Below are 21,820 nucleotides of genomic sequence, written 5' to 3'. Positions count from 1 at the left end.
CACGCGCGTGCGGCGGCGGCGGAACGTCCTCCGGGACCGCGCCGGGGGCAGGCCCGCTGCCCCGAAGGGCAACCGGCCGCACTGCCCCCGGAACTGCCCTCGCGCACCTTCCCCGGCCGGTCCGACCGGTCCGGGCGGGGAACTCTGCCCCTTCGGACACGCACACTGCCCCGCGGTCCGGTGACCCGCCGCCGGGCCCCGCCATAGCGTCGACGGGTGAGCCTGTGGACTTCTCTCGAACCCCCCTCCGCGACCGTCGACGCGGGGAGCAGCACGACGGTGCGCCTACGGGTGCGCAACACCGGTGACGTGGTGGACGAGTACCGCTTCGAGCCGGTGGGACCGCTCGCACCGTGGACGACGGTGGAGCCGGCGGTCCTGCGCCTGTATCCCGGTACGACCGGGGCGGTGGAACTGCGGTTCGCGCCGCCGCGCTCCCCGGACGCGACGGCCGGACCCAACCCGTACGCGGTGCGGATCACGCCGACGGAGCACCCGGAAGCGGTGACGGTGCCCGAGGGCAACCTCACCATCACCCCGTTCACGGAAGTACGGGCGGAGCTGGTGCCGCCCACGGTGAAGGGGCGCTTCAGAGGGCGCCCCCAGCTCGCCGTGGACAACATCGGCAACACGCGCCTGACGGCGTCCGTCGCGGGCAGCGACAACGGCGACCAGCTCGCGTACGACATCCACCCGGGCAGCGTGCAGATCGACCCGGGCCGCGCGGCGTTCGTGAAGGCCACGCTGAAACCGCGGCGGATCATCTGGTTCGGCGGGAAGGAGCAGCGCCCCTTCACGCTGTCGGTGCTGCGGTCGGGCGTCGACCCGCTGCCGGTCGAGGGGACCTACGTCCAGCGGGGGTTCCTGCCGCGCTGGCTGGCGACCTTCCTCGGCGTGCTGACCGCCCTGGCGGTGACCTTCGTGATGCTGTGGATCGCCGACAAGCCGGGCGTGAGCACCGGCGCGACGGCGAAGATCGCCGCCGGGGCGACCCTCGCGCCCAGCGCGTCCCCGTCGCTGACGCCCCCGCCGCCGCCCACGGTCGCCGCCACCGCGCCCCCGGCACAGCCGGACGGCGGGGACGGCGGGGGCGACGGCGGTGACGGCGGCGACGGCGGGGAGGAGGACGACGGGGGAGGGGGCGGCGCGCCGGCCGCCACCGTCACCGAGAAGGCGCCGGAGGAGACCGCCGCGACGGCCGTACGGCGCCTCGCCGAGGACGACCCGGAGGGACGGCACGTGTGCTACCGCGCCTTCGTCACCGGGCAGGGCTGGCAGAAGCCGGTGTGCGACGGCACCATGACGGGCACCACCGGCAGCGACGCCCCGATCAAGGCGCTGAACATCGCGGTGGCCGGGACCGGTGGCTCCGCCGCCAACGCCTTCCTGCACAAGGACGACTCGACCGACGGCAAGGGGCAGTGGTCGCCGAGCTGGACGGCGATCGTCCCCGACGGCGAGGACAACTACGTCGGCAGCACGAAGCCGGACGACCCCTACATGCTGGGCTTCGCCGTCAACGTCGGCACCGGCCAGGTCTGCCAGACCTCCCGCGTGCACGGCTTCGACTGGGGCGACCAGGGCTGCGCGCAGCAGCGCCCCGAGTTCGTCTTCGGCGGCGCGCTGGAGAACGACCGGTCCCTGCAAGCCGTCAAGCTCACCGTGTGACCCACCGGGCCGGCCGCTACCAGGAGCCTTCTCCCGGGAGCAGCCGGCCCGCCTTGCGGTACTCGCGCCGGGCCCCCTCCAGCAGGTCGGCGGCGTCCACCACGCCGTCGCGGGCCGCCGCCAGGTAGGCCGCGGTCACCACGGCGCTGCGGATGGAACCGCCGGCCAGCTCGAACCCCTCGGCCACCGGCCCGTGGTCGATGCCGTCCGCGCAGGGCACGTGGGACAGGCTCTGGCGCCACAGGGCCCGGCGCTGCTCCGCGTCCGGGAACGGGAAGTCGACCACCAGGTCCAGCCGGCGGGTGAACGCCTCGTCGATGTTGGCGCGCAGGTTCGTGGTCAGCAGGGCGATGCCGTCGAAGGACTCCAGCCGCTGGAGCAGGTAGGCGCTCTCCATGTTGGCGTACCGGTCGTGCGCGTCCTTCACCTCGGAACGCTTGCCGAACACGGCGTCCGCCTCGTCGAACAGCAGGACGGCGTCGGTGCGGTCGGCCTCGGTGAAGATGCGCTCCAGGTTCTTCTCGGTCTCGCCGACGTACTTGTCCACCACCGACGAGAGCTGCACCACGTAGAGGTCCAGGCCCAGTTCGGCGGCGACCACCTCCGCCGAGAGCGTCTTGCCGGTGCCCGACTCGCCGGCGAACAGCCCGAGCACGCCCCGGCCCCGCCCGCCGCCCGCGCTCAGCCGCCAGTCGCCGAGCACCCGGCCGCGGTGGCGGGCGCGCAGGGCCAGCTCGCGCAGTTGCGTCAGCGGCCGGTCGGGCAGCACGAGGTCCGTCCAGTCGACGGCCGGGCGGATGCGGCGGGCGTGCCGTTCCAGCCCCGAGGCGGACTGCTGCCGGGCCGCGAGGCGCAGGTGGGCGGGGGAGAGCCGGACCCCTTCGAACCCGGCCAGCGCCCGGGCCGACCGCACCGCGCGGGCGACCCGTTCGCCGGGCAGGTGGTACGGGGCGACGGTGCCGGCGAGATCGAAGCCGGGGTCCTCGCCCAGGGCGGCGGACCAGTCGCCGGCGGCGCCCGTCCCGCGCCCGGGCACGTCCAGGACGAGCGGGTCCCGCTCGCACCAGTGGGGGTCGTACGGCACCCGGGCCGTGATCAGTACGGGCACGTCGGCTGCGGCCGTCAACTCCCGCACCATCTCGCCGGGTTGGTCCGGGAGGCCGGTGACGACGACGGCACGCCCGGTCAGCCTGGCCTCGCGCAGCAGGGCGGGCAGCAGCTCGCCGGGGCCGTGGAAGGACAGCGCGGACAGGCCGGCGGCGTGCAGGGCCGCGCCGGCCGCGGCGAGGCCGTCGCCCTCGTGGGCCTCGCGCAGGTACACGGTGGGCGGCGGCCCGGCCGTGAGGCGCCGCGCCAGCCGCTCGGCGAACGGCCCGGCCTGCGTCCCGCCCCGGTCCGCCGGCGGCGGACCGGGCAGGTCGCGCAGGTGCCCCGTCAGCGCCGGGTCCGGTGTGTCGTCACCGAGCAGATGGGCCACCAGCCGGTCCGGGACCCGCAGGACGCGGCTGAGGAAGGGGCGGTCGGGCTCCTCCACGTCCAGCAGGCCCAGCGCGCGCAGCGGCGCCCCGGGGTGCAGCCGGGCCCGGGCGGGTGCCGAGCGGGCCGGCACCCCGCACAGGTCGAGCGCGAGTCCCGGGGTCGCCCGGCGCCGGCCGACGTCGTCGTTGAGGTAGCCGTACAGCGGCTCGAAGGTGCGCTCCACGTCGGGTGCCAGCGCGGTCAGCAGCAGCATGGTGTCGAGGTCGGTGAGGCCGAGACGCGCCGCCAGCGCGGTCATCCGGTCCGGGGGCGCCCCGGGCAGCCCGGGCGGCGCGGCCGACGCCGGGGCGGGCGTGCGCAGCAGGTGCCGTACCGCGTCCTCGGACAGGTACAGCCCGCGCAGCGGGTCGCCGGCCGTGGGATCGCCCTCGCCGCGGTGCTCGACCAGCAGGGCGACCCGCTCCCGCAGGGCGGCGAGCCGGGCCTGGAGCGCGTCCGCGGCGGACGACGGGCCGGGCCCGGCCGCCGGGTCCGCCGGGGTGGTCCGTACGGCCGTCCCCTCCGCCGGCGCGGTGGGCCCGGTCACGACGGGCCGCCCGCGCTCCGGCGGCGCGCGGCCGCCGACCGGGCGTCCCGGGCGGCCGCCACCTGGCGCGGCCGGTGCGCCCGCTCGCCGTCCGACCGGCCGGCGCCGTCCACGTCGCGGACCCGGACGACCGCGCCCTCGGTGACCGGGGGACCGGCGTCGTACTCCGGGTAGGCGGGGAACGGGGCGGTGACCACGAGGTCGAGGGACGGCTTCAGCTCGCCGCCCAGGGCCGACCAGATCTCCGCGAGCGAACGCGACTCCGTCTGGACCCCGGCCACCGACACCGGTACCGCCATCCCCAGCGCGCCCAGCGCGCCGGGCAGTTCGGACGGCGGCAATAGCTCGCGCGGGATGAGCGTCGCCAGGACGGCGGACAGCAGCCGGTGTTCGTCCTGCGGCTGCCTGGTCCAGGCGGTCAGCAGGTACGACAGCCGGAACCAGCGGGGCGGCTGCCGGCGCTTGACCACCACGTCCCGTTCGTCGACCACCGGCAGGTGACCGCGCTGGCGGCGCTGCACGTCCTCCCGGATGTCGTACAGGTAGGCGTTCACGACGGGCCCGTTGCGCCGGGCCGCCCAGTCCCGGGTGGGCGCGTCGAAGGTGACGTCGATGCCGGAACCGGCCAGCGCCCCGCCGGTCAGAAGGGTCTTGAGGACCTCGTCCACCTCGTGGATCACCGTCGTGCTCCCGCCCCACCGCCGTGCCTGCTGCCGAACCCGTCCGATCCTGCCGCGTCCCGGACCGCCCCGCGAGCGCGCCGGGGGACGGCGGGCGGGCAGGGAAGTCCGCCCCGCGGGACGCCCGGGACTGCCCCCGCGGTCAGATGAAGCCTTCCTGGAAGGCGTGCGCCACGGCGTGGGCGCGGTTGCGCAGGTGCAGCCGGGTGGTCATGCCGTGCAGCACGTTCTTGACGGTACGTTCGGAATAGGACAACTTCCTCGCGATCTCACCCGTGTCGAACCCCTCGGCGACCAGCCGCAGCACGTCCACCTCACGGGGGGTCAGGCCCGACGGGCCGGAACCGGGCCGCCCCGAGGCGCTGCGGTGCAGCGTGCCCACCTGGTCGATGAGCCGGCCCAGCAGATCGGCGGGCAGGTCGCCCTGCCCGCGGGCCGCCGCCGTGACGGCCTGCGTCAGCCGCTGCGCGGTCGCCTCGTGGCGCCAGACGATGGCCCCGACCCCCGACTCGATGACGTCGAGCAGCTCGGCCTCGCGCAGCGAGCGCACCACGAGCACCGCCCGCGCGCCCTCGCCGCGCACCAGGCGGCGCAGCCGGGTCAGCGCGTCCTCGGCCAGCACGTCGTCGACGATCAGCGCCACCGTGCCGGGACCGGTCTCCTCGCGCAGCTCGATCTCGGGGAAGCGGCGAAGCTGCCCGTGCACGCCCTCGCGCAGGATCGGGTCGGGCGCGTACACCGTCACCCGGGTCCGCGCGAGGGGTTCCGTACCGGTCCGGTTGGTCCTCGGTGAGCTGGGCAAGTCTCTCCCCCACATCCGCGTGCCTGCCGCCGGCGGGCGGCAGGCGGTCCCGACAGCCTGCGGTCGCGGGCCGGATCCGGGCAATCGTGGACCACCACGGGCACCACCACGAGAACACCCGGGGTACCACCACGAGCGGGACGCCCCGGCGGTTGCACCCGGACCGGAACAGACCGACGTGGGATGAGTCACGACACCTCCGTCCCGATCCGCTCGTCCTCGACGGTGCGGGTACCACGTCCGATCGAGGAGGCAGGACATGTCCGGATGCCAGGACGCCAGGCCGAGGGCGCACCGCGAGGCGGTCGCCACGCTCGCCGCCGGCCTGGCCAGAGCCCGCTCGTACGCCGCCGGCCTCGTGCTGTTACGCGGCGCCACCGGCACCGGGCGCACCACCGTGCTGGAGTCGGCGATCGCGGACGCGACGCGGCAGGGCACGCGCGTCCTGCGCGCCCGCTGCGCACCCGGTGACGACGGTGCCCCCTTCGCGACCGCGCTGCAACTCCTGGGCCCCGTAGCGGGGTTCGAGCAGGCCCGCACCGAGCGCGAGCGGGCCGAACTGCTCCGGCGGGCGCTGCTGCGGCAGGCCGAGCGGACCCCACTGCTGATCGCCGTGGACGACGTCCACCTCGCCGACGCCCCCTCCCACCGCTGGCTGGTGGAGTCGGCCCGGCACATGGACCGGCTCCGGCTCCCCGTGCTGCTGGCCGTCACCGAACGCAACCAGTACGACGTCGACCCGCCCGCACCGGGGTTCGCGCACACCCTGCCGCCCGCCCTGGTCCGCACGCACACCCTGGCCCCGCTCACCCCCGCCGAGGCCGTGGCCCTGGTCCGCGCCCGCTTCCCCGGCACGTCCGGCACCTGGGCCGAGGACTGCGCCCGGGCCGGCGCGGGCAGCCCGCTCCTGCTGCGCGCCCTCCTGGGCGACCTCGGCGGCCCCGGCCCGCACGGGCCCCTCCCGCACACCGTCGCGGCGCTCTACGCCGGCAACTACGCCGCCGCCACCGCCTGGTGGCTGGACAGCGCCGGCCTCGGCACGGCCGAGGTCGCCCGGGTGCTCGCCGCCCTGGACGCCGAACGGCCCGGCACGGGACCGGCCGGTCCGCCCGGCGGCGGCCCCGGCGACCTCGCGGCCCTGCTCGCCGAGCTGACCAGGGCCGACCGGGCCCGGGTGACCGGCTGGCTCACCGCGATGACCGGCCTCGGCCTGCTCCGGGCCGGCCCGGGCGGCCGGCACCGCTACGCCCATCCGCTGCTGCGCGACGCGGTGCTCGCCGGGGTGCCCGAGTCCCGGCGCCGCACCGTGCACGCGGGCGCCGCCGAACTCATGCTGCGCCGCGGGGCGTCCACCGAGGCGACGGCCGGGCAGTTGCTCAACTCCGGTCCCGTGGGCGCCGACTGGGCGTCCAGCGTGCTGCACGAGGCCGCCGGCCGCGCCGTCCGGGAGGGCCGGGTCGCCGAGGCCGTCCCCCTGCTGCGCAGGGCCCTGGACGAACCGCTGTCCGACCACCGGCGGCAGCGGCTGCTGACCGAGCTGGGCTCCCTGGAGGCCGCCGACCGGGGCCCCGCGGCCGCCGTCCCCAGCCTCACCGAGGCACTGGGGCTGGCGGCCGCCCCGCGGGAACGCGTGCGGGCGGCCGTCGCCCTCGGCACCGCGCTCGCCGCGCACGGCCGGATCGGCCGGGCCGTGGAGGTGCTGACCGGCGTCGACGAGCAGCTCGCCGGCGACCGCCCGGAGCTGTCCGGGGCGCTGCGCAGCGCCTCCGCGCTGCTGTCCGAACGGGACCAGACCATCCGCCGGGACGTGTACCGGCGGCTGTCGGACACCGCGGAGCACTCGCCCGAGCTGATCGGCCCGGCCACCCGGGCCCTCCTGGTCCGGTACGCGGTGACCGCCGGGCTCGTCTCCGCCCGGGACGCCATGCGGCGGATGCGCCTGCTGCTGGCCGAGCCCTCCGACCCGCTCACGGAACCCTTCCTGCTGGGCACGGCCGCCGCGGTCGCCCAGTGGGCCGACGAACTGGACGAGGCGGAAGGGCTGGTGGACCGGGGGCTGGCCGGGCAGCGCCACGACCTGCTGCATCCGATGCACGACGCGCTGGTCCACACCCGCGCCGACATCGCCGCCGCCCGGGGCGTCCACGGCTGGCTGCCCGTCGAACCCCCGGTCTTCCCGGAATCCGGGCCCGGCAACGTCCAGGCCCACGTGCTGCTCGGGCTGGTCGCCCAGGACCGGACCGCCGAGGCGCGGCGGCTGGCCGGCGCGTTCGACCTGCGCGCGGCGGCGGAATCCTGGGAGCTGAACCGTTTCCTTTACGCGCGGGGGGTGCAGCGGGCCGCGGACGGCGACACCGCCGGGGCCCTGCACGACTTCCTGGAGTGCGGGCGCCGCCAGCTCGCCCGCGAGGTCCGCAGCCCGGTCGTCACACCCTGGCGGTCGGCCGCCGCGGAGTGCTGGCTCGCGCTGGGCGCGCCCCGCGAAGCGATCACCCTGGCCGAGGAGGAGCTGCGCCTCGCCCGGATCTGGGGCACCCCCCGCACGGTCGGCCGGGCCCTGCGGGCGCTCGGCACCGTCACCGGTGGGCGGCGCGGCCTCGAACTCGGCGAGCGGGCCGTCCTGCTGCTCCGGGACGGGCCCGACGGCACCGGTCCGGAACTCGCGCACGCGCTGCTGGCGCAGGGCCGGGCGCTGATCGCGGCGGGGGACCGGGCCCAGGCCAGGGACCGGCTCCGGGAGGCCGCCGTACTCGCCGAACGCCTGGGCGCGCTGCGCGTGCGCGCACTCGCCGAGCAGACCCTGCGCGCCGGCGGCGGCCGGCGCACCACCGCCGCGCGGACCGGCTCGGGGTCCCTGACCGGCAGCGAACTGCGGATCGCCCGGCTCGCCGCCGACGGGCGCACCAACACGGAGATCGCGGGACTGCTGCACCTCGCCCGGCGCACCGTGGAGACCCACCTCACCAGCACCTACAAGAAACTCGGCATCCGGCGGCGCGGCGAACTGCGACGCGCCCTGACCCCGGACGAGAGCCTGCCGCCCGCCCCCCTCGCCTACTGCGACCAGGGCACGGGCTGAACCGGCCGCGGGCGCCCGGGGCCCCGGCCCGGCCCGCTGCCGACCCCGCCGTACGCCTGCGAAGCCGGTCGAAGTCGGAACGGTGGGGGAGCCGGGCCGGGGCTGCGGCGTGCGGGATCTCCCGCCCGCCCCGCTGTCGGCCGCGGTGTGCGGTGAAGCGCTGAGCGCGGCGGCCCCGCCCTACGCCTGCGGAGCCGGGGCGAGACGGAACGGCGGCGGAGCCGGGGGGCCGTGGGGAGGGCCGTGCCGCAAAACCGGCCGGGTGCGTAGGGTTTCCCGCCGGGCCCGCTGCCGGTCGCGGCGGGCGGCAGGGCGTTGTCCGCCCGGCTCAGCCGTACGCTGCGAAGCCGGTCGGAGACGGACCGGCGGCGTAGCCGGGCCGGGGCTGCGGGCGTACGGGATCTCCCGCCCGCCCCGCTGTCGGTCGCGGTGGGCGGCGGAGCGCTGAGCGCGGCGGCCCCGCCGTACGCCTGCGGAGCCGGCCGGAGTCGGAACGGCGGCGGAGCCGGGCCGGGGCCCGTGGGGAGGCTGTGCCGCCGAACCGACGGGTGCGTACCGTCTTTCCCGCCCGGTCCGCTGCCGGCCGCCACGCGCGGCAGCGCGCTGGACGGGCGCCCGTCGCCCGCCCTTGCCGCCGGGCGGAGACGGAACGCCGGGGGAGCCGGGCCGGGTCCACCCGCCGGGCACGGTGGAGCCGCTCGGAGTGCCGGCCGGGCCGGCCGCCTCCCGGTGCCGGACCGGCTCGCCGCTCGGCCGGCCCCCGGTGCGGAACCGGCCCGCCCGCGCCCGGTGCCGGACCGGCCCGTCGGCTCACATGCCGTCCCCGCCCAGCGCGTCAGCGTGCCCGCGTGCGTCGTTTCCGGGTCAGAAGGCCAGGCCCACGTGGGCGAGGGCCTGCTTCAGGAGGGCGCCGTGGCCGCCCGGCATCTCGCTCTGCACGGCCACGGACGCCGCCTCATGGGGGCTGAACCAGACGAGGTCGAGCGCGTCCTGCCGGGGCCGGCAGTCACCGGTGACCGGCACGACGTACGCGAGGGACACGGCGTGCTGGCGCGGGTCGTGGTACGGCGTGATGCCCACCGTCGGGAAGTACTCCGCGACCGTGAACGGTTGCAGCGAGGCGGGGACGCGGGGCAGCGCGACCGGGCCGAGGTCCTTCTCCAGGTGGCGCAGCAGCGCGTCGCGGACCCGCTCGTGGTGCAGTACGCGGCCGGAGACCAGGGTCCGGCTGACCGTGCCGTCCGGGCCGATGCGCAGCAGCAGCCCGATGCTGGTGACCTCACCGCTGTCGTCCACGCGCACGGGCACGGCCTCGACGTACAGGATCGGCATCCGGGCCCTGGCCATGTCCAGTTCGTCCGTGGTCAGCCAGCCGGGCGTGGTCTCGGTCATGTCAGACATTGCTTGATCATACTTTCCGGGCGGGGCGCACGCGGGAACCGCGGGCGGGTCAGGGTTTGACGGCGACCGCGCCGTACTGCGGCACCACGGCCGCACCCGGCCCGGCGCGCCACCGCGAGCACGGCACCAGACCCGGTTCGACCGGCTCCAGGCCGTCGAGGAACGCGGCGACCTCGGTACGGCTGCGGGCGGTGATCGGCGGGGTGGCGTGGGCGTTCCAGAACTCCATCGCGGCCCTGTTGCCCTCGCCGCCCGCCTCCCGGTCGTACGTCGGGTGGGTGAGGACCAGGTGGCTGCCGGAGGGGACCGCCGCCATCAGCCGCCGCACGATGTCCGCGGCCTCGTCGGTGTCGGGCACGAAGTTGAGGATGCCCAGCAGCAGCACCGCGACCGGGCGGTCCAGGTCGAGGGTGCCGGCGGCGAGCCGGAGGATGTCCCGCGGTGCGCGCACGTCGGCGTCGACGTAGTCGGTGGCGCCCTCGGGGGAGCCGGTGAGCAGCGAGCGGGCGTGCACCAGCACGATCGGGTCGTTGTCGACGTACACGATCCGCGACTCGGGCGCGATCCGCTGGGCGATCTCGTGGGTGTTGTCGGCGGTGGGCAGGCCGGTGCCGATGTCGAGGAACTGGCGCGTGCCGCGCTCGGCGGCCAGGAAGCGCACCGCCCGGTGCAGGAAGCCGCGGTCCGCGCGGGCCACGGCCCGGATCACCGGGAACATCCCGGCGATGTGGTCGCCGACCCGCTGGTCGACCTCGTAGCTGTCCTTGCCGCCGAGCCAGTGGTTCCAGACCCGCGCGTTGTGCGCCACGGAGGTGTTCAGCCGCGCCGGACCGGCCGCCCGCACATCGTCCTCGCTCACGTCGCCGCCCTCCTGCCGTGCCGTGCTCCGCGGCCATTGTGCCGCCCCCTGATCGCGCTGTCCCGGGAAACGCGAGGTGTGACGGTCCGGGCACCGTCCGGGGTGCCGCCGGGCATGCGGAACACTGGACACCGGGCGCCCGCCGCCCGCCCCCGCCATCCCGTCCCCGGCCGGAAGAAGGACATGTCCGCCACGCCCGCCCACCTCCTCGGCAGCCCGCTCCCGCCCGTCGGCCCCGCGGGCATCCGCCTGATCGTCACCGACCTGGACGGAACCCTGCTGGACGAGGCCCAGCGGATACCCGACGGCCTCTGGCCGGTGCTCGCGGAACTGCGCCGCCGCGGGGTGCTGTTCAGCCCGGCCAGCGGCCGCCAGTACGCCACCCTGGCCCGGCAGTTCGCCCAGGTCGCCGAGGGCATGGTGTTCATCGCGGAGAACGGCACCTACGTGGTCCGCGACGGCGTGGAGCTGAGCTCCGACCCGCTGGACCGCGCCGTCGCAGCGGACCTCGCCCGGACGGTACGGCGGCTGGCGGCCGGCGGCGCCGACGTGGGCGCCGTGGTCTGCGGCAAGCGGTCGGCGTACGTCGAGCGGAGCGACGAGGCGTTCCTCGCGGAGGTGCGCAAGTACTACGTCGAGCACCGGGTCGTCGAGGACGTCACCGCCGTCGAGGACGACGTGCTCAAGGTGGCGCTGTTCGACTTCGGCTCCGCCGAGCACACCACCGCCCCGGCCCTGGAGCCGTTCACGGCCACCCACCGGGTCGTCGTCTCCGGTGAGCACTGGCTCGACGTCATGAGCCGCACGGCCGACAAGGGCGCCGCCGTGCGCGGCCTCCAGCGCGAGCTGGGCATCACGCCCGCCCAGACCATGGTGTTCGGGGACTACCTCAACGACCTGGGGATGCTGGACGCGGCCGAGTGGTCCTTCGCCATGGCCAACGCCCACCCGGAGGTGCTCCGCCGGGCCCGTCACGTCGCCCCGTCCAACGGCGAACACGGCGTGCTGCGGACCGTCGCCCGGCTGCTGGGCGGGTGACGCGGCCCCCCGGGCACCCACACCGGCCGGTCGCGCTCGCGCCGCGGTCCCCGGCCGGTCAGGGCTTGAGCGCGACCGCGCCGTACAGCGAGACCGGGCCGTCGGCGGGCGGCTCGTCCGGACGCCAGTCGGCCACCGACACGATGCCCGGCTCCAGCAGGTCGAGCCCCTCGAAGAACGCGCCCACCTGGGCGCGCGAGCGGGCGACCAGGGTCACCCCGCCCGCCGCGTAGGCCGCGATCCCCTTGTGGACGTTCTCCGGTTCGAAGTCGGCGGTCATGGTGGACAGCACCAGCGCGCTGCCCGGCGCCAGCGCGCCGAGGAGCGTGCCGACCAGCTCGCGGGCGCCGTCCTCGTCGGGGACGAAGTGCAGCAGGGCGATGAGGGAGAGGGCCACCGGGCGGTCGAGGTCCAGGACGCGGGCGGCCCGTTCCAGGATGCCGCGCGGGTCGCGGGCGTCGGCCTGCACGTACTCCGTCACGCCCTCGGGGGTGCCGCGCAGCAGCGCGTGCGCGTGGGCCAGCACGATGGGGTCGTTGTCGACGTAGACCACACGGGCGTCCGGGGCCACCGACTGGGCGATCTGGTGCAGGTTGGGCTCGGTCGGTATGCCGGTGCCGACGTCCAGGAACTGGCGGATCCCCGTCTCCGCGGCGAGCGCGCGGGTGCTGCGGCGCATGAACGCGCGGTTGGCGCGGGCCGCCTTGGGGGCGTCCCCGTCCATCCCGGCGATGCGCCGGCCGAGCCGCTCGTCGACCGGGTAGTTGTCCTTGCCGCCCAGGAACCAGTCGTACACCCGCGCCGGGTGCGGCCGGGTGGTGTCGATCTCCTGGCCGTCCCGGCTGTCCTGACTGTCCCGCCTGTCCTGGGTGTCCGGGCCGATCCCCGCCACGTGCCGCTCCTCGGTCCGTCCGGTCCCGGCGGTCGGACCGGGACGTGCGGGGAGCAGTCTCGCACGATCACGAGGCGCGGCGCAGGCACTCTTCGGCCACCTGTTCGTCCAGGGCCACGCGGACCAACGCGGTCGCCAGTACGGCCGGTTGGGTGTCCGGGGCCAGCCCGGCGAGCTCGCCGGGATCCTCGGGCAGGCCGAGCCGGGCGGCACCGGACAGGGCCTTGCCGTCGAGGTAGGGGGCGATGTCCGGCCAGACCCGCTGGACCTCGCGGAGGAAGATGGAAGCGCCGGCCGGCCCGATGCCCGGCTCCTCCCGCAGGAGCCGGGCGAGCGCGTCCGCGTCGCCCGGCGCCTCGCGGTGCAGCCGGCGCAGGTCGCCGCCCCAGCGTTCGGTCAGCAGGACGGCGCCGTCGCCGAGCTGGGTGGCGGTCCGCTCGTCGTAACGGCGGTAGCCGCCCCGGCCGAGCGCCTCCACCCGCCGCCGGTGGCCCGCCCCGGCCATCCGGCGGGGGGTGTCCAGACCGTCCTCGTGCAGAGCCCGGGCGGCGGCCACCGCGACGGATGCCCGGATCCGGGCGCTGAGCAGCAGGGACAGCACCAGGAGCCGGTACAGCGGCTGCGGGGTGTCCGCCAGCCGGATGCCCGCCTCCTCGGCGTACGTCCGCCCGCACCCGGACACCAGCTCCCGCACGACCCGTTCGTCGCGGCACACGGCCTACGGCTTCAGCGGGTCGTGGCCCAGGGTCATCAGCCGGTGCCGGCGGCGGGTGTCCTCCGGCGTGCGCTCCGGCTCCGGCTCGTTCTCCGGGTCGGCCAGGCCGCCGACGGTGTCGACGACCTTGTACATGACCCGGACGTCGTCGTCGGTGAGGTCGGTGCGGCGCTTCTGCAGGATCGCTAGGACGTGCTGACCGGTGGGTGTGCCGGCCTGGTCCGGCAGCGGTTCCGTCTCCTCCGCGGCGTCCCGGACCTTCAGCCAGGCCGCGAGTTCCGCGGAGGTCATGTTCACCACGCGGTGGAAGTCCTCCCACAGCGCGTCGAGTTCCAGGGCGTCGGCCACGGATCGCTCCTTTCGCGCGGGGCCGGTCCGGTCAGCCGGACGCGTCGTCCCGCGGGTGGTTCTCGGCCTGGAACATCCAGCGCTCCTTCTCCAGGTCGGCCGTGATGGCGATCAGCAGATCCTGGGTGACGGGGTCGGCCTTCTCGGTCGCCTCGATGCGCTCGCGCAGCCGGCCGACGGCCGCCTCCAGCGACGACACCATCAGCTCCACCACCTCGGTGTCGCGCAGCCAGCCGTCCTTGGTGCCGGGCAGCGCGAAGGTCGAGGCGATGGTCTCCGGCCGGCCGTCCGGCGGCACGCCCAGCGCGGACGCGCGCTCGGCCACGGTGTCGGAGTGGGCGCGGGCCGTGGCGACCACCTCGTCGAGCTGGAGGTGGATCGACCGGAACCGCGGGCCCACGATGTTCCAGTGCGCCTGCTTGCCGATCAGCGACAGTCCCAGCAGGTCGACCAGGGTCTCCTGGAGGGCGGTCCCGGTGATGCCGAGCGCTTCCTCCGGCAGTGTGCTCCTGACCACGGTCATGGTGGACCGACCCCTTTCGTGCAGATGTCTTCTGTCATGTCCGGAAATCCGGGTGCCCGCGCCGCCGGGGGGCAAACCGGCTGATCAGTGGGGCGCCGGGAGCGGGCTCGCGGACGTGGCGCACGTCTCGCCGCGGAGCCCCGGCGCGGGCCCCGGGGAGCTTCCCAGCGGGGCGGCCGGAGGTCTATAGTCCAAAACTAGCAGTGCTAATTAATAGTGCTGCGCCGGTCCGTGCTGATCCACAACGTCGTAGGTCAGGAGTCCCCGCCGTGCGTCCCGTCCACTTCGCGACCGCCCGCCGCACCCCCATCGGCAAGCTGCGCGGCGCCCTGTCCTCCGTCCGCCCCGACGACCTGGCCGCGGCCGTGATCCGGCGCCTCGTCGCCGACGTGCCCGCGCTCGACCCGGCCCGGATCGACGACGTCTACTGGGGCGCCGCCAACCAGGCCGGCGAGGACAACCGCAACGTCGCCCGCATGGCCGCCCTGCTCGCCGGACTGCCCGACTCCGTGCCCGGCGCCACCGTCAACCGGCTGTGCGCCTCCGGCCTTGAAGCGGTCACCGCCGCCGCCCGGACCATCGCCGCGGGCGAGGCCGACGTCGTCGTCGCCGGCGGCTCCGAGTCGATGAGCCGCGCCCCCTTCGTCCTGCCCCGCCCCGACGAGGCACTGCCGCAGCGCGTCGAGACCCACGACACCCGGCTCGGCTGGCGGCTGGTCAACCCCGCCATGAAGGAGCTGCACGGCCTGCTCTCCATGGGCGAGACCGCCGAGGAGGTCGCCGCCCGGCACGGCGTCTCCCGGGCCCGGCAGGACGCGTTCGCCCTGCGCAGCCACCGGCTGGCCGCCGCCGCGCGCGGCAAGGGCCTCTTCGACGCCGAACTGCTGCCCGTGACCCGCCCGGACGGCACCACCGTCGAGCAGGACGAGTGCGTGCGCGAGGACACCTCGCTGGAGAAGCTGTCCCGGCTCAGGCCGGTCTTCAGGCCCGACGGCACCGTCACCGCCGGGAACGCCTCGCCCATGAACGACGGCGCCGCCGGCCTGCTGCTGGTGAGCGAGGACGTCCTGGACGAGCTGGGCCTCGAATCCCTCGGCCGGTACGTCGCGGGCGCCTCCGCCGGCGTCCACCCCGACGTGATGGGCCTCGGACCGGTCCCCGCCACGCGCAAGGCGCTGGCCCGGGCCGGCTGGGAGATGGGGGACGTCCGGGAGGCCGAGTTCAACGAGGCGTTCGCCGCGCAGGCACTCGCCTGCGTCGACCGGCTCGGCATCGACCCGGAGCTGGTGAACCCCACCGGCGGCGCCATCGCCCTCGGCCACCCCCTCGGCTGCTCCGGCGCCCGCATCCTCACCACCCTGCTGCACCGGATGCGGCGCACGGGCGCGGAGCGCGGACTCGCCACCATGTGCGTGGGGGTCGGCCAGGGGACGGCGGTGCTGGTCGAGCGCCCCTGAGGGTTCCCCGCGGGGAACCGGTACCACGAGCCGCAGCAAGAAACGGAGCACCACGCCCATGGCAACCCTGTCCGTCGCCGCCGTCCTCGCCGAGAACGCCCGGCGCCGCCCCGGTACGACCGCCCTCGTCGAGGGCGACCTGCGGCTCACCTTCGCCGAGGTGTGGCGGCGGGCGCTGGCCCGGGCGGGCGCGCTCACCGCCCTCGGGGTGCGGCCCGGCGACCGGGTCGCCCTGATGGCCCCGAACACCGCCGAGTTCCCCGTCGCCTACTACGCGATCGCCGCGGCCGGCGCCGTCGCCGTCCCCGTGCACCTGCTGCTGTCGCCCGGCGAGGTCGAGCACGTGCTGGCGGACAGCGGGGCGTCCCTGCTGCTCGTCCACCCCGCCCAGGCCGCGACCGGCCGGGCCGCCGCGGACGCCACGGGCGTGCGCACCGTCACCCTGGGCGCGGAGTTCGACGCGCTCGCGGCGGACGCCGGGCCACTGCCCTCCTACGTCACCCGGACCGCCGACGACCCGGCGGTGATCATCTACACCAGCGGTACGACCGGGGTCCCCAAGGGCGCCGTCCTCAGCCACCTCAACCTGGTGATGAACGCGACCGTCAACGCCTTCGACGCCCACGACGTCCGGGCCGGCGACATCGCCCTCGGCGCGCTGCCGCTGTTCCACGCCTTCGGCCAGACGGTCTCGCTCAACTCCACCTGGCGCGCCGGCGCCACGCTCGTGCTGCTGCCCCGCTTCGACGCGGCCCGCGCCATCGAGCTGATGGTGCGCGAGGGCGTGAACACCTTCCACGGCGTGCCCACCATGTTCGTGGCCCTCGCGGCGGCCGCCGCCGACGCGGCGGAGCTGCCCGCGCTGCGCCTGTGCGTCTCCGGCGGCGCCTCGCTGCCGGCCGCCGTGCTGGAACGGTTCGAGGCCGCGTTCGGAGCGCGCATCCACGAGGGGTACGGCCTGTCGGAGACCTCCCCGGCCGCGACCGTCAACCAGCCGGCGTTCGGCACGCGGCCCGGCACCATCGGCCACCCGCTGTGGGGCGTCGACGTGGAGATCGCCCGCGCCGAGGCGGAGGACCGGATCGAGCTGCTGCCGCCGGGCGAGCTGGGCGAGGTCGTCGTCCGCGGCCACAACGTCTTCTCCGGCTACCTCGGCCGCCCCGAGGCCACCGCGGAGGCCCTGGTGGATGGCTGGTTCCGCACCGGCGACCTCGGGACCAAGGACGACGAGGGCTTCCTGCGGATCGTCGACCGCAAGAAGGACGTCATCATCCGCGGCGGCTACAACGTCTACCCCAGGGAGGTCGAGGAGGTCCTGATGCGCCACCCGGGCGTCGCCCAGGTCGCCGTCATCGGGCTGCCCGACGAACTGCACGGCGAGGAGGTCTGCGCCGTCGTCGTCCCGGCACCGGGCGCGGACGTCGACGCCGCCGAGGTCACCGCGTGGTCCAAGGAGCACCTCGGCCGGCACAAGTACCCCCGGCGCGTGGAGCTCACCGACGCGATGCCGCTGGGCCCCAGCATGAAGGTGCTCAAGCGGGAGCTGCGGACGCAGTACGCGGTCCGGGGCTGACGACCGGCGGCCCCCTCCCGGTCGCCCGCCCCGCGGGACGGTCATTGGGCCCCGGGCTTGTCCGGACATATGATCGGTCCCCGCATGAACACGATGACGCTCTGGCACCTGTCCGGCTGGGAGTTCGCCGCCCTCGCCTTCGCGGCCCTGCTCGTGGGCTTCTCCAAGACCGCGGTCAGCGGGGCCAACACGGTCAGCCTCGCGGTCTTCGCGGCGGTCCTGCCCGCCCGCGCCTCCACCGGCGTGCTGCTGCCCCTCCTGATCGCCGGCGACGTGCTCGCCGTCCTCACCTACCGGCGCCACGCGCACTGGCCCACGCTCTGGCGGCTGTTCCCGGCCGTCGCGGTGGGCGTGGTCGCCGGCACCCTGTTCCTGGTGTGGGCCGGCGACGGAACCGTCCGCACCTCCATCGGCGCGATCCTGCTGCTGATGGCCGGGATCACCGTGTGGCGCCGGCGGACCGCCGGGATGACCGCGGCCCCGGACGAGGTGTCGACCCGGGCGGGCCGGGTGAAGGCGCGCTCGTACGGCGTGCTCGGCGGGTTCACGACGATGGTCGCCAACGCGGGCGGCCCCGTGATGTCGCTGTACCTGCTCTCCGCCGGCTTCCGCAAGCTCGGCTTCCTCGGCACCTCCGCGTTCTTCTTCCTCATCGTGAACGTCTCCAAGGTGCCGTTCAGCGCGGGCCTCGGCCTGATCGACGGGGACTCCCTGCTCCTCGACGCCGCGCTGGTGGTGTTCGTGGTGCCGGGCGCGCTGCTCGGCAAGTGGGCCGTGCACCGGATCGACCAGCGGCTGTTCGAGCAACTGGTGATCGCGGCCACCGTCGTGGGCGGCCTCCAGCTGCTGCTGCGCTAGGACGGGCAGCGGCCGCGGTCCCGCGACCCCGTACCCTCACCCCCATGCCCGCGCACGTCCTGATCCTCGGCGGCACCACCGAGGCCCGCCTCCTCGCCGCCGATCTCGCCGCCCGGCCCGGGATCCGGGTCACCACCTCTTTGGCTGGCCGGGTCGCGCGGCCGGGCGCGCTCGCGGGCGAGGTGCGGACCGGCGGCTTCGGCGGTGCGCCGGGCCTGGCCGGGTGGCTGCGCACGCACCGGGTGGACGCCCTGGTCGACGCCACCCACCCCTTCGCCGGGACCGTCACCGCCCACGCGGCCGAGGCGGCGGCGGCCGCCGCGGTGCCGGCGGTCGTCCTGCGCCGCCCCGGCTGGCGGCCGGTCCCCGGCGACCGCTGGTACGACGTCCCGTCCCTGGCCGGGGCCGCCGAGGCGCTGCCCGGCCTCGGACGCCGGGTCTTCCTCAGCACCGGGCGCCTCGGCCTCGCCGCGTTCGCCCACCTGAGCGGCGTGCACTTCGTCGTGCGGTCGGTCGACCCGCCCGAGCCGCCGATGCCGCCGGACACCGAGACGGTCCTCGCCCGCGGCCCGTTCACCGTCGCCGGCGAGCTGCGGCTGCTGCGCGCCCACCGCATCGACGTCCTGGTGACCAAGGACAGCGGCGGCGAGGCCACGGCCGCGAAGCTGACCGCGGCACGCGACCTGCGCCTGCCCGTCGTCGTCGTACGCCGGCCCGCGCTGCCGGACGGCGTCACGGCGGTGCCCGACGTGCCGGATGTGCTGCGCTGGCTGGGTCTCGGCCCGCAGTGACCGTCAGGCGTCGCCCGGGTTCCGGCGCAGCAGGTAGGTGTCCATGATCCAGCCCTTGCGCTCCCGCGCCTCGGCCCGCAGCCGTTCGATGCGCGGACCGGCCTCGGCGATCGGCCCGGAGACCAGGATCTCGTCCGGCGTGCCGATGTAGGCCCCCCAGTAGATGTCCATGTCCTCCCCGGCGTACCGCCGGAACGACTGGTGGGCGTCCAGCATCACGACCACGTCGTCCACGCCCTCGGGGAACCCCTCGGCCAGCCGCCGCCCGGTGGTGATCTGCACCGGCCGGGCGACCCGGTTCAGCCCCGTGCGGTGCCGGGCGACCAGCGCGGAGACACTGCTGACCCCGGGCACCACGTCGTAGCGGAACTCCACCGCGCCCCGCTCCAGCACCTCGTCGAGGATCCCCAGCGTGCTGTCGTACAGCGCCGGATCACCCCACACCAGGAAGGCGCCGGTGCCGTCCTCGGGCAGCTCCTCGGCGATCAGCCGCTCGTAGATCCCGGCACGGGCGCTGCGCCAGTCGCCGACGGCCGGCGAGTAGGCCGTCCCGCCCGCCCGCCGGTCCCGCTCCGGGTCCCGGGCCTCCACCACCCGGTAGGACCCCGCAGGCAGGTGCGCGTCGAGCATGTCCCGCCGGAGCCGGGTCAGGTCGCTCTTCACCTCGCCCTTGTCGAGCAGGAAGAACACGTCCGTGCCGCGCAGCGCCTTGACCGCCTGGAGGGTCAGCTGGTCCGGGTCGCCCGCACCGATACCGATGACATGAATCTCTCGCACGCCCCGAGTCTGCCGCATGCCCCCGGCGGCCCGCCCACCGCCTCCGCGCGCCCCGCGCAGCCCTCGTCCGGCCCCGCCCGAAGCCCCGGGGCGGGCCCTCCTCGCCGCGCCGCGCCCGGGGCCCCGCTCAGGGGCCCAGCCGGGGTGCCTCGGAGCGGGCGTCCACCGGGCCCGGGCCCCGCTCCACCCGGTCCGCCAGCTCCCGCGCCCACCCGGCGATCCCCGCCAGGTCCAGGCCGTAGGGCCGGTCCTCGCCCCGCGCGCCCTGCCACTCCCCGACCGCGCCCGCACCGCGCCGCAGCAGCCGCGCCCCGCCGACGGCGTTCCCGCGGGCCGCGTGCGTGAGACCCACCGCGAGCTGCGCCAGCCCCCGCCACAGCGCGCGCTCGTCCGCCGGCCCCGACTTCCAGGCGTCCTCGAACACCTCGTGCGCGTGGAACGGACGCCCCGCCGCCAGCAGCGCCTGCGCCTGCGCGACCGTCTCCCGCGGCGCCCGCACGATCCCCTCCGGCTGCCGGGGCACACCCTCGGCGCCGTAGGGCAGCGGCCGCCCCAGCCCGTCCCGGGGCCGCGCGTTCCGGGCCCGCCCGGTCTGGTCCCGGTCCCTGGCATCCGATGCGCCCGTGTTCGTCATGGCGCCGATTGTCCCTCGCCCCGCGGGGTCTCCTCCGGACCACCCCCGGCGTGGGGTAAAGTACTGTCCGCACGATCACGCGGCAGGCCGCGTGTGAGCGTGACGGGACGTGGCGCAGCTTGGTAGCGCACTTGACTGGGGGTCAAGGGGTCGCAGGTTCAAATCCTGTCGTCCCGACTTGCGAGAACGCGGGTCGTGAGGGCCGCACCGGAGGTTTCCGGTGCGGCCCTCACGCGTGTCCGGTCCGCTCAGCCCCGTCGTACGGTGACGGTGACCGGGTGCCCCGGCGCGGCGAGCAGCCAGGCCCGGCCGGGGGAGCGGCGCAGGACGCGGGCGCCGCCGTCGGCCGTGATCCGCCAGGAGCCCGGCGGCAGGGACAGGGCGGTCACCCGGGGACCGCGGGCGGCCGCGCGGTAGGACAGCCGGTACACGCCCGTCCGGGAGTCGTACGACGCGGAGCGGACCGAGCCCGCCACGCTCTCCGCGTACGGCTCGGCGGTCAGCTCCTTGTTGGGGTGGAAGGCGCCGGTGCCGTCGACCGCGCAGTACCCGCCGCCGTAGCACCACACGTAGCCCGTCCAGCCGGAGGCGTAGCGGTCCAGGGAGGCCAGGGCGTCGCGGTAGAAGCGGTTCATGTGGGGCAGGGAGCTGTCCGGCGGGCCCCACTCGCCGACCGCGACCGGGACCCGGTGGCGCCGGGGGTACACGGTGACGGCCCGCTCGTACGCCTCGATCCAGCCGGCCCCGGGGTCGTAGTCGCCGCCCGCCTCCATCGCGGTGTCGTAGAAGTGCGGCGCGTACACGACCCGCGGATCGCGGACGCGGCCGAGGCCGGTCGGCACGCCCTCGCCCACGGCCGGGGTCGGCTCGACGAACAGCCAGGCGTCCCGGCCGGCCGGCCGGACGGCGTCGGCCAGGCGGTTGTACATGGGGGTGAGCTGGTCGCGCTCGATCCTGCGCGCGGCCGTCGCGAGGTCCTCGCCGGGCCGCGGTTCCCCCATCGGTTCGTTGATCAGGTCGTAGCCGAGCACGGCCGGGTGGTGGGCGAAGCGGGTGGCGAGCGTACGCCACATCGCCGCCTGCGCGCGGCGCAGGTCCTCGTCCTCGTACAGGTGGGTGAACGCGCGCTGCACGGCCGGTTCGAAGTACTCGGCGAACCAGTCGCCGGGATGCGGGGTGAACGGCAGCCCGTCGGTCCTGGTCGCCCACTCGGGGATCCCGCGGTGGCCGAAGGCGGGCCCGAAGACGTCCTGGTGGGCGTCGATCACCACCCGGACGCCGTACCGCGCGGCCCAGTCCAGGATGCGGCCGATCCGGCGCAGGTACTCCTCGCTGTACCGGCCGGGCCGGGGCTCCAGGTCGTCCCAGAAGATCAGCAGCCGGGCGGCGTCGAAACCGCGGGCGCGCATGTCGCGCAGGTGGCGCTCGGTGATGGCGGTGAGGGCCTCCCGGCCGCGGTGCGCCTTGTCCTCGATGTTCCAGCCGTGCAGGGTGAGCGCCCGGCCCTGCCGGTCGGTGAGCCGGGGTATGTCCTGCCCGGTCTCCCGGGCGTTGGCGGTGGTGGTGGCGTGGGCGGTGGCGGTGGCGGGGGCAAGCAGCGCGGCGACGACCGCGCTCGCCGTCAGAATCGCTCGCAGCACTTCGGGACCTCCGGGCCGGC

General features: G+C 76.0%; 19 protein-coding genes and 1 tRNA gene. 8 read left to right on the top strand and 12 right to left on the bottom strand.

Features of this window, described 5'->3' with window-relative positions; translation table 11 throughout:
* The first annotated feature begins 216 nt into the window (after window positions 1–216).
* On the top strand, window positions 217–1,668 hold the full coding sequence (locus ACZ4K2_RS02165; protein WP_467472299.1) for a hydrolase: 1,452 nt from the start codon (window positions 217–219) through the stop codon (window positions 1,666–1,668).
* Between the two features lie 16 nt (window positions 1,669–1,684).
* On the opposite strand, the gene ACZ4K2_RS02160 is transcribed toward ACZ4K2_RS02165, so the two are convergent.
* The 3 genes from ACZ4K2_RS02160 to ACZ4K2_RS02150 form a co-directional block, all read right to left on the bottom strand.
* Window positions 1,685–3,733 (bottom strand): ATP-binding protein, encoded by a 2,049-nt coding sequence (locus ACZ4K2_RS02160; RefSeq protein ID WP_467472301.1) that lies wholly within the window; start codon window positions 3,731–3,733, stop codon window positions 1,685–1,687.
* Entirely contained in the window at window positions 3,730–4,413 is a 684-nt protein-coding gene (locus tag ACZ4K2_RS02155; protein ID WP_467472303.1) for a Pvc16 family protein, read from the bottom strand. Before ACZ4K2_RS02155 ends, ACZ4K2_RS02160 begins: the two co-directional genes overlap by 4 nt.
* A 142-nt stretch (window positions 4,414–4,555) precedes the next feature.
* Complete coding sequence (locus ACZ4K2_RS02150) at window positions 4,556–5,215, bottom strand: helix-turn-helix transcriptional regulator (protein ID WP_467472305.1); 660 nt, start codon at window positions 5,213–5,215, stop codon at window positions 4,556–4,558.
* Between the two features lie 259 nt (window positions 5,216–5,474).
* Here ACZ4K2_RS02150 and ACZ4K2_RS02145 point away from each other — a divergent pair, with 259 nt between their 5' ends.
* On the top strand, window positions 5,475–8,294 hold the full coding sequence (locus tag ACZ4K2_RS02145; protein ID WP_467472307.1) for a LuxR C-terminal-related transcriptional regulator: 2,820 nt from the start codon (window positions 5,475–5,477) through the stop codon (window positions 8,292–8,294).
* 864 nt (window positions 8,295–9,158) lie between these two features.
* Here the strand turns inward: ACZ4K2_RS02145 and ACZ4K2_RS02140 are convergent.
* Both ACZ4K2_RS02140 and ACZ4K2_RS02135 read right to left on the bottom strand, forming a co-directional pair.
* On the bottom strand, window positions 9,159–9,686 hold the full coding sequence (locus ACZ4K2_RS02140; protein WP_467472821.1) for an NUDIX hydrolase family protein: 528 nt from the start codon (window positions 9,684–9,686) through the stop codon (window positions 9,159–9,161).
* 58 nt (window positions 9,687–9,744) lie between these two features.
* Window positions 9,745–10,554 (bottom strand): SAM-dependent methyltransferase, encoded by an 810-nt coding sequence (locus tag ACZ4K2_RS02135; protein ID WP_467472309.1) that lies wholly within the window; start codon window positions 10,552–10,554, stop codon window positions 9,745–9,747.
* A 183-nt stretch (window positions 10,555–10,737) separates the two neighbouring features.
* Between ACZ4K2_RS02135 and ACZ4K2_RS02130 the strand changes: the two genes are divergently transcribed.
* Window positions 10,738–11,592 carry a Cof-type HAD-IIB family hydrolase gene (locus tag ACZ4K2_RS02130; protein WP_467472312.1) on the top strand — a complete coding sequence of 285 codons (855 nt, stop codon included), beginning with the start codon at window positions 10,738–10,740 and terminating at the stop codon, window positions 11,590–11,592.
* Window positions 11,593–11,650: 58 nt separating this feature from the next.
* Here ACZ4K2_RS02130 and ACZ4K2_RS02125 read toward each other — a convergent pair whose 3' ends face one another.
* The 4 genes from ACZ4K2_RS02125 to ACZ4K2_RS02110 form a co-directional block, all read right to left on the bottom strand.
* A complete protein-coding gene (locus ACZ4K2_RS02125) occupies window positions 11,651–12,475 on the bottom strand; it encodes an SAM-dependent methyltransferase (protein ID WP_467472822.1) in 825 nt (274 codons plus the stop codon).
* 76 nt (window positions 12,476–12,551) lie between these two features.
* Window positions 12,552–13,199 (bottom strand): endonuclease, encoded by a 648-nt coding sequence (locus ACZ4K2_RS02120; RefSeq protein WP_467472314.1) that lies wholly within the window; start codon window positions 13,197–13,199, stop codon window positions 12,552–12,554.
* Between the two features lie 3 nt (window positions 13,200–13,202).
* A complete protein-coding gene (locus tag ACZ4K2_RS02115) occupies window positions 13,203–13,547 on the bottom strand; it encodes a DUF3140 domain-containing protein (RefSeq protein ID WP_467472316.1) in 345 nt (114 codons plus the stop codon).
* A 31-nt stretch (window positions 13,548–13,578) separates the two neighbouring features.
* Window positions 13,579–14,070, bottom strand: coding sequence for a Dps family protein (locus ACZ4K2_RS02110; protein ID WP_467472318.1), 492 nt, complete (start codon window positions 14,068–14,070; stop codon window positions 13,579–13,581).
* Window positions 14,071–14,339: 269 nt separating this feature from the next.
* On the opposite strand from ACZ4K2_RS02110, the gene ACZ4K2_RS02105 reads away from it, so the two are divergent.
* The 4 genes from ACZ4K2_RS02105 to ACZ4K2_RS02090 all read left to right on the top strand — a co-directional run bounded on the left by ACZ4K2_RS02105 (window position 14,340) and on the right by ACZ4K2_RS02090 (window position 18,749).
* Window positions 14,340–15,527, top strand: a complete 1,188-nt coding sequence (locus ACZ4K2_RS02105) for a thiolase family protein (RefSeq protein WP_467472319.1) — start codon at window positions 14,340–14,342, stop codon at window positions 15,525–15,527.
* A gap of 58 nt (window positions 15,528–15,585) precedes the next feature.
* Window positions 15,586–17,100, top strand: coding sequence for a long-chain-fatty-acid--CoA ligase (locus ACZ4K2_RS02100; protein WP_467472322.1), 1,515 nt, complete (start codon window positions 15,586–15,588; stop codon window positions 17,098–17,100).
* A gap of 84 nt (window positions 17,101–17,184) precedes the next feature.
* A complete protein-coding gene (locus tag ACZ4K2_RS02095) occupies window positions 17,185–17,958 on the top strand; it encodes a sulfite exporter TauE/SafE family protein (protein ID WP_467472324.1) in 774 nt (257 codons plus the stop codon).
* A gap of 44 nt (window positions 17,959–18,002) precedes the next feature.
* Entirely contained in the window at window positions 18,003–18,749 is a 747-nt protein-coding gene (locus ACZ4K2_RS02090; RefSeq protein ID WP_467472326.1) for a cobalt-precorrin-6A reductase, read from the top strand.
* A gap of 3 nt (window positions 18,750–18,752) precedes the next feature.
* Here ACZ4K2_RS02090 and cobF read toward each other — a convergent pair whose 3' ends face one another.
* Together cobF and ACZ4K2_RS02080 are read right to left on the bottom strand one after the other, a co-directional pair.
* Window positions 18,753–19,526, bottom strand: a complete 774-nt coding sequence (cobF, locus tag ACZ4K2_RS02085) for a precorrin-6A synthase (deacetylating) (RefSeq protein WP_467472328.1) — start codon at window positions 19,524–19,526, stop codon at window positions 18,753–18,755.
* 127 nt (window positions 19,527–19,653) lie between these two features.
* Window positions 19,654–20,160 carry a DUF309 domain-containing protein gene (locus ACZ4K2_RS02080; protein WP_467472330.1) on the bottom strand — a complete coding sequence of 169 codons (507 nt, stop codon included), beginning with the start codon at window positions 20,158–20,160 and terminating at the stop codon, window positions 19,654–19,656.
* A 103-nt stretch (window positions 20,161–20,263) separates the two neighbouring features.
* On the opposite strand from ACZ4K2_RS02080, the gene ACZ4K2_RS02075 reads away from it, so the two are divergent.
* Window positions 20,264–20,337, top strand: a tRNA-Pro gene (locus ACZ4K2_RS02075).
* A gap of 71 nt (window positions 20,338–20,408) precedes the next feature.
* Here the strand turns inward: ACZ4K2_RS02075 and ACZ4K2_RS02070 are convergent.
* Complete coding sequence (locus tag ACZ4K2_RS02070; protein ID WP_467472333.1) at window positions 20,409–21,800, bottom strand: cellulase family glycosylhydrolase; 1,392 nt, start codon at window positions 21,798–21,800, stop codon at window positions 20,409–20,411.
* Window positions 21,801–21,820: the final 20 nt, after the last annotated feature.

Source organism: Streptomyces sp. NPDC025833, assembly GCF_055558055.1.
This window is presented reverse-complemented; position numbering and strand designations above follow the sequence as displayed.

What these genes read in the sequence shown, in the direction of transcription:
- ACZ4K2_RS02095 (WP_467472324.1), top strand. Translation starts at nt 17,185, where the DNA reads ATGAACACGATGACGCTCTGGCACCTGTCCGGCTGGGAGTTCGCCGCC.
- ACZ4K2_RS02110 (WP_467472318.1), bottom strand. Translation starts at nt 14,070, where the DNA reads ATGACCGTGGTCAGGAGCACACTGCCGGAGGAAGCGCTCGGCATCACC.
- ACZ4K2_RS02145 (WP_467472307.1), top strand. Translation starts at nt 5,475, where the DNA reads ATGTCCGGATGCCAGGACGCCAGGCCGAGGGCGCACCGCGAGGCGGTC.
- ACZ4K2_RS02080 (WP_467472330.1), bottom strand. Translation starts at nt 20,160, where the DNA reads ATGACGAACACGGGCGCATCGGATGCCAGGGACCGGGACCAGACCGGG.
- ACZ4K2_RS02100 (WP_467472322.1), top strand. Translation starts at nt 15,586, where the DNA reads ATGGCAACCCTGTCCGTCGCCGCCGTCCTCGCCGAGAACGCCCGGCGC.
- ACZ4K2_RS02090 (WP_467472326.1), top strand. Translation starts at nt 18,003, where the DNA reads ATGCCCGCGCACGTCCTGATCCTCGGCGGCACCACCGAGGCCCGCCTC.
- ACZ4K2_RS02130 (WP_467472312.1), top strand. Translation starts at nt 10,738, where the DNA reads ATGTCCGCCACGCCCGCCCACCTCCTCGGCAGCCCGCTCCCGCCCGTC.
- ACZ4K2_RS02140 (WP_467472821.1), bottom strand. Translation starts at nt 9,686, where the DNA reads ATGACCGAGACCACGCCCGGCTGGCTGACCACGGACGAACTGGACATG.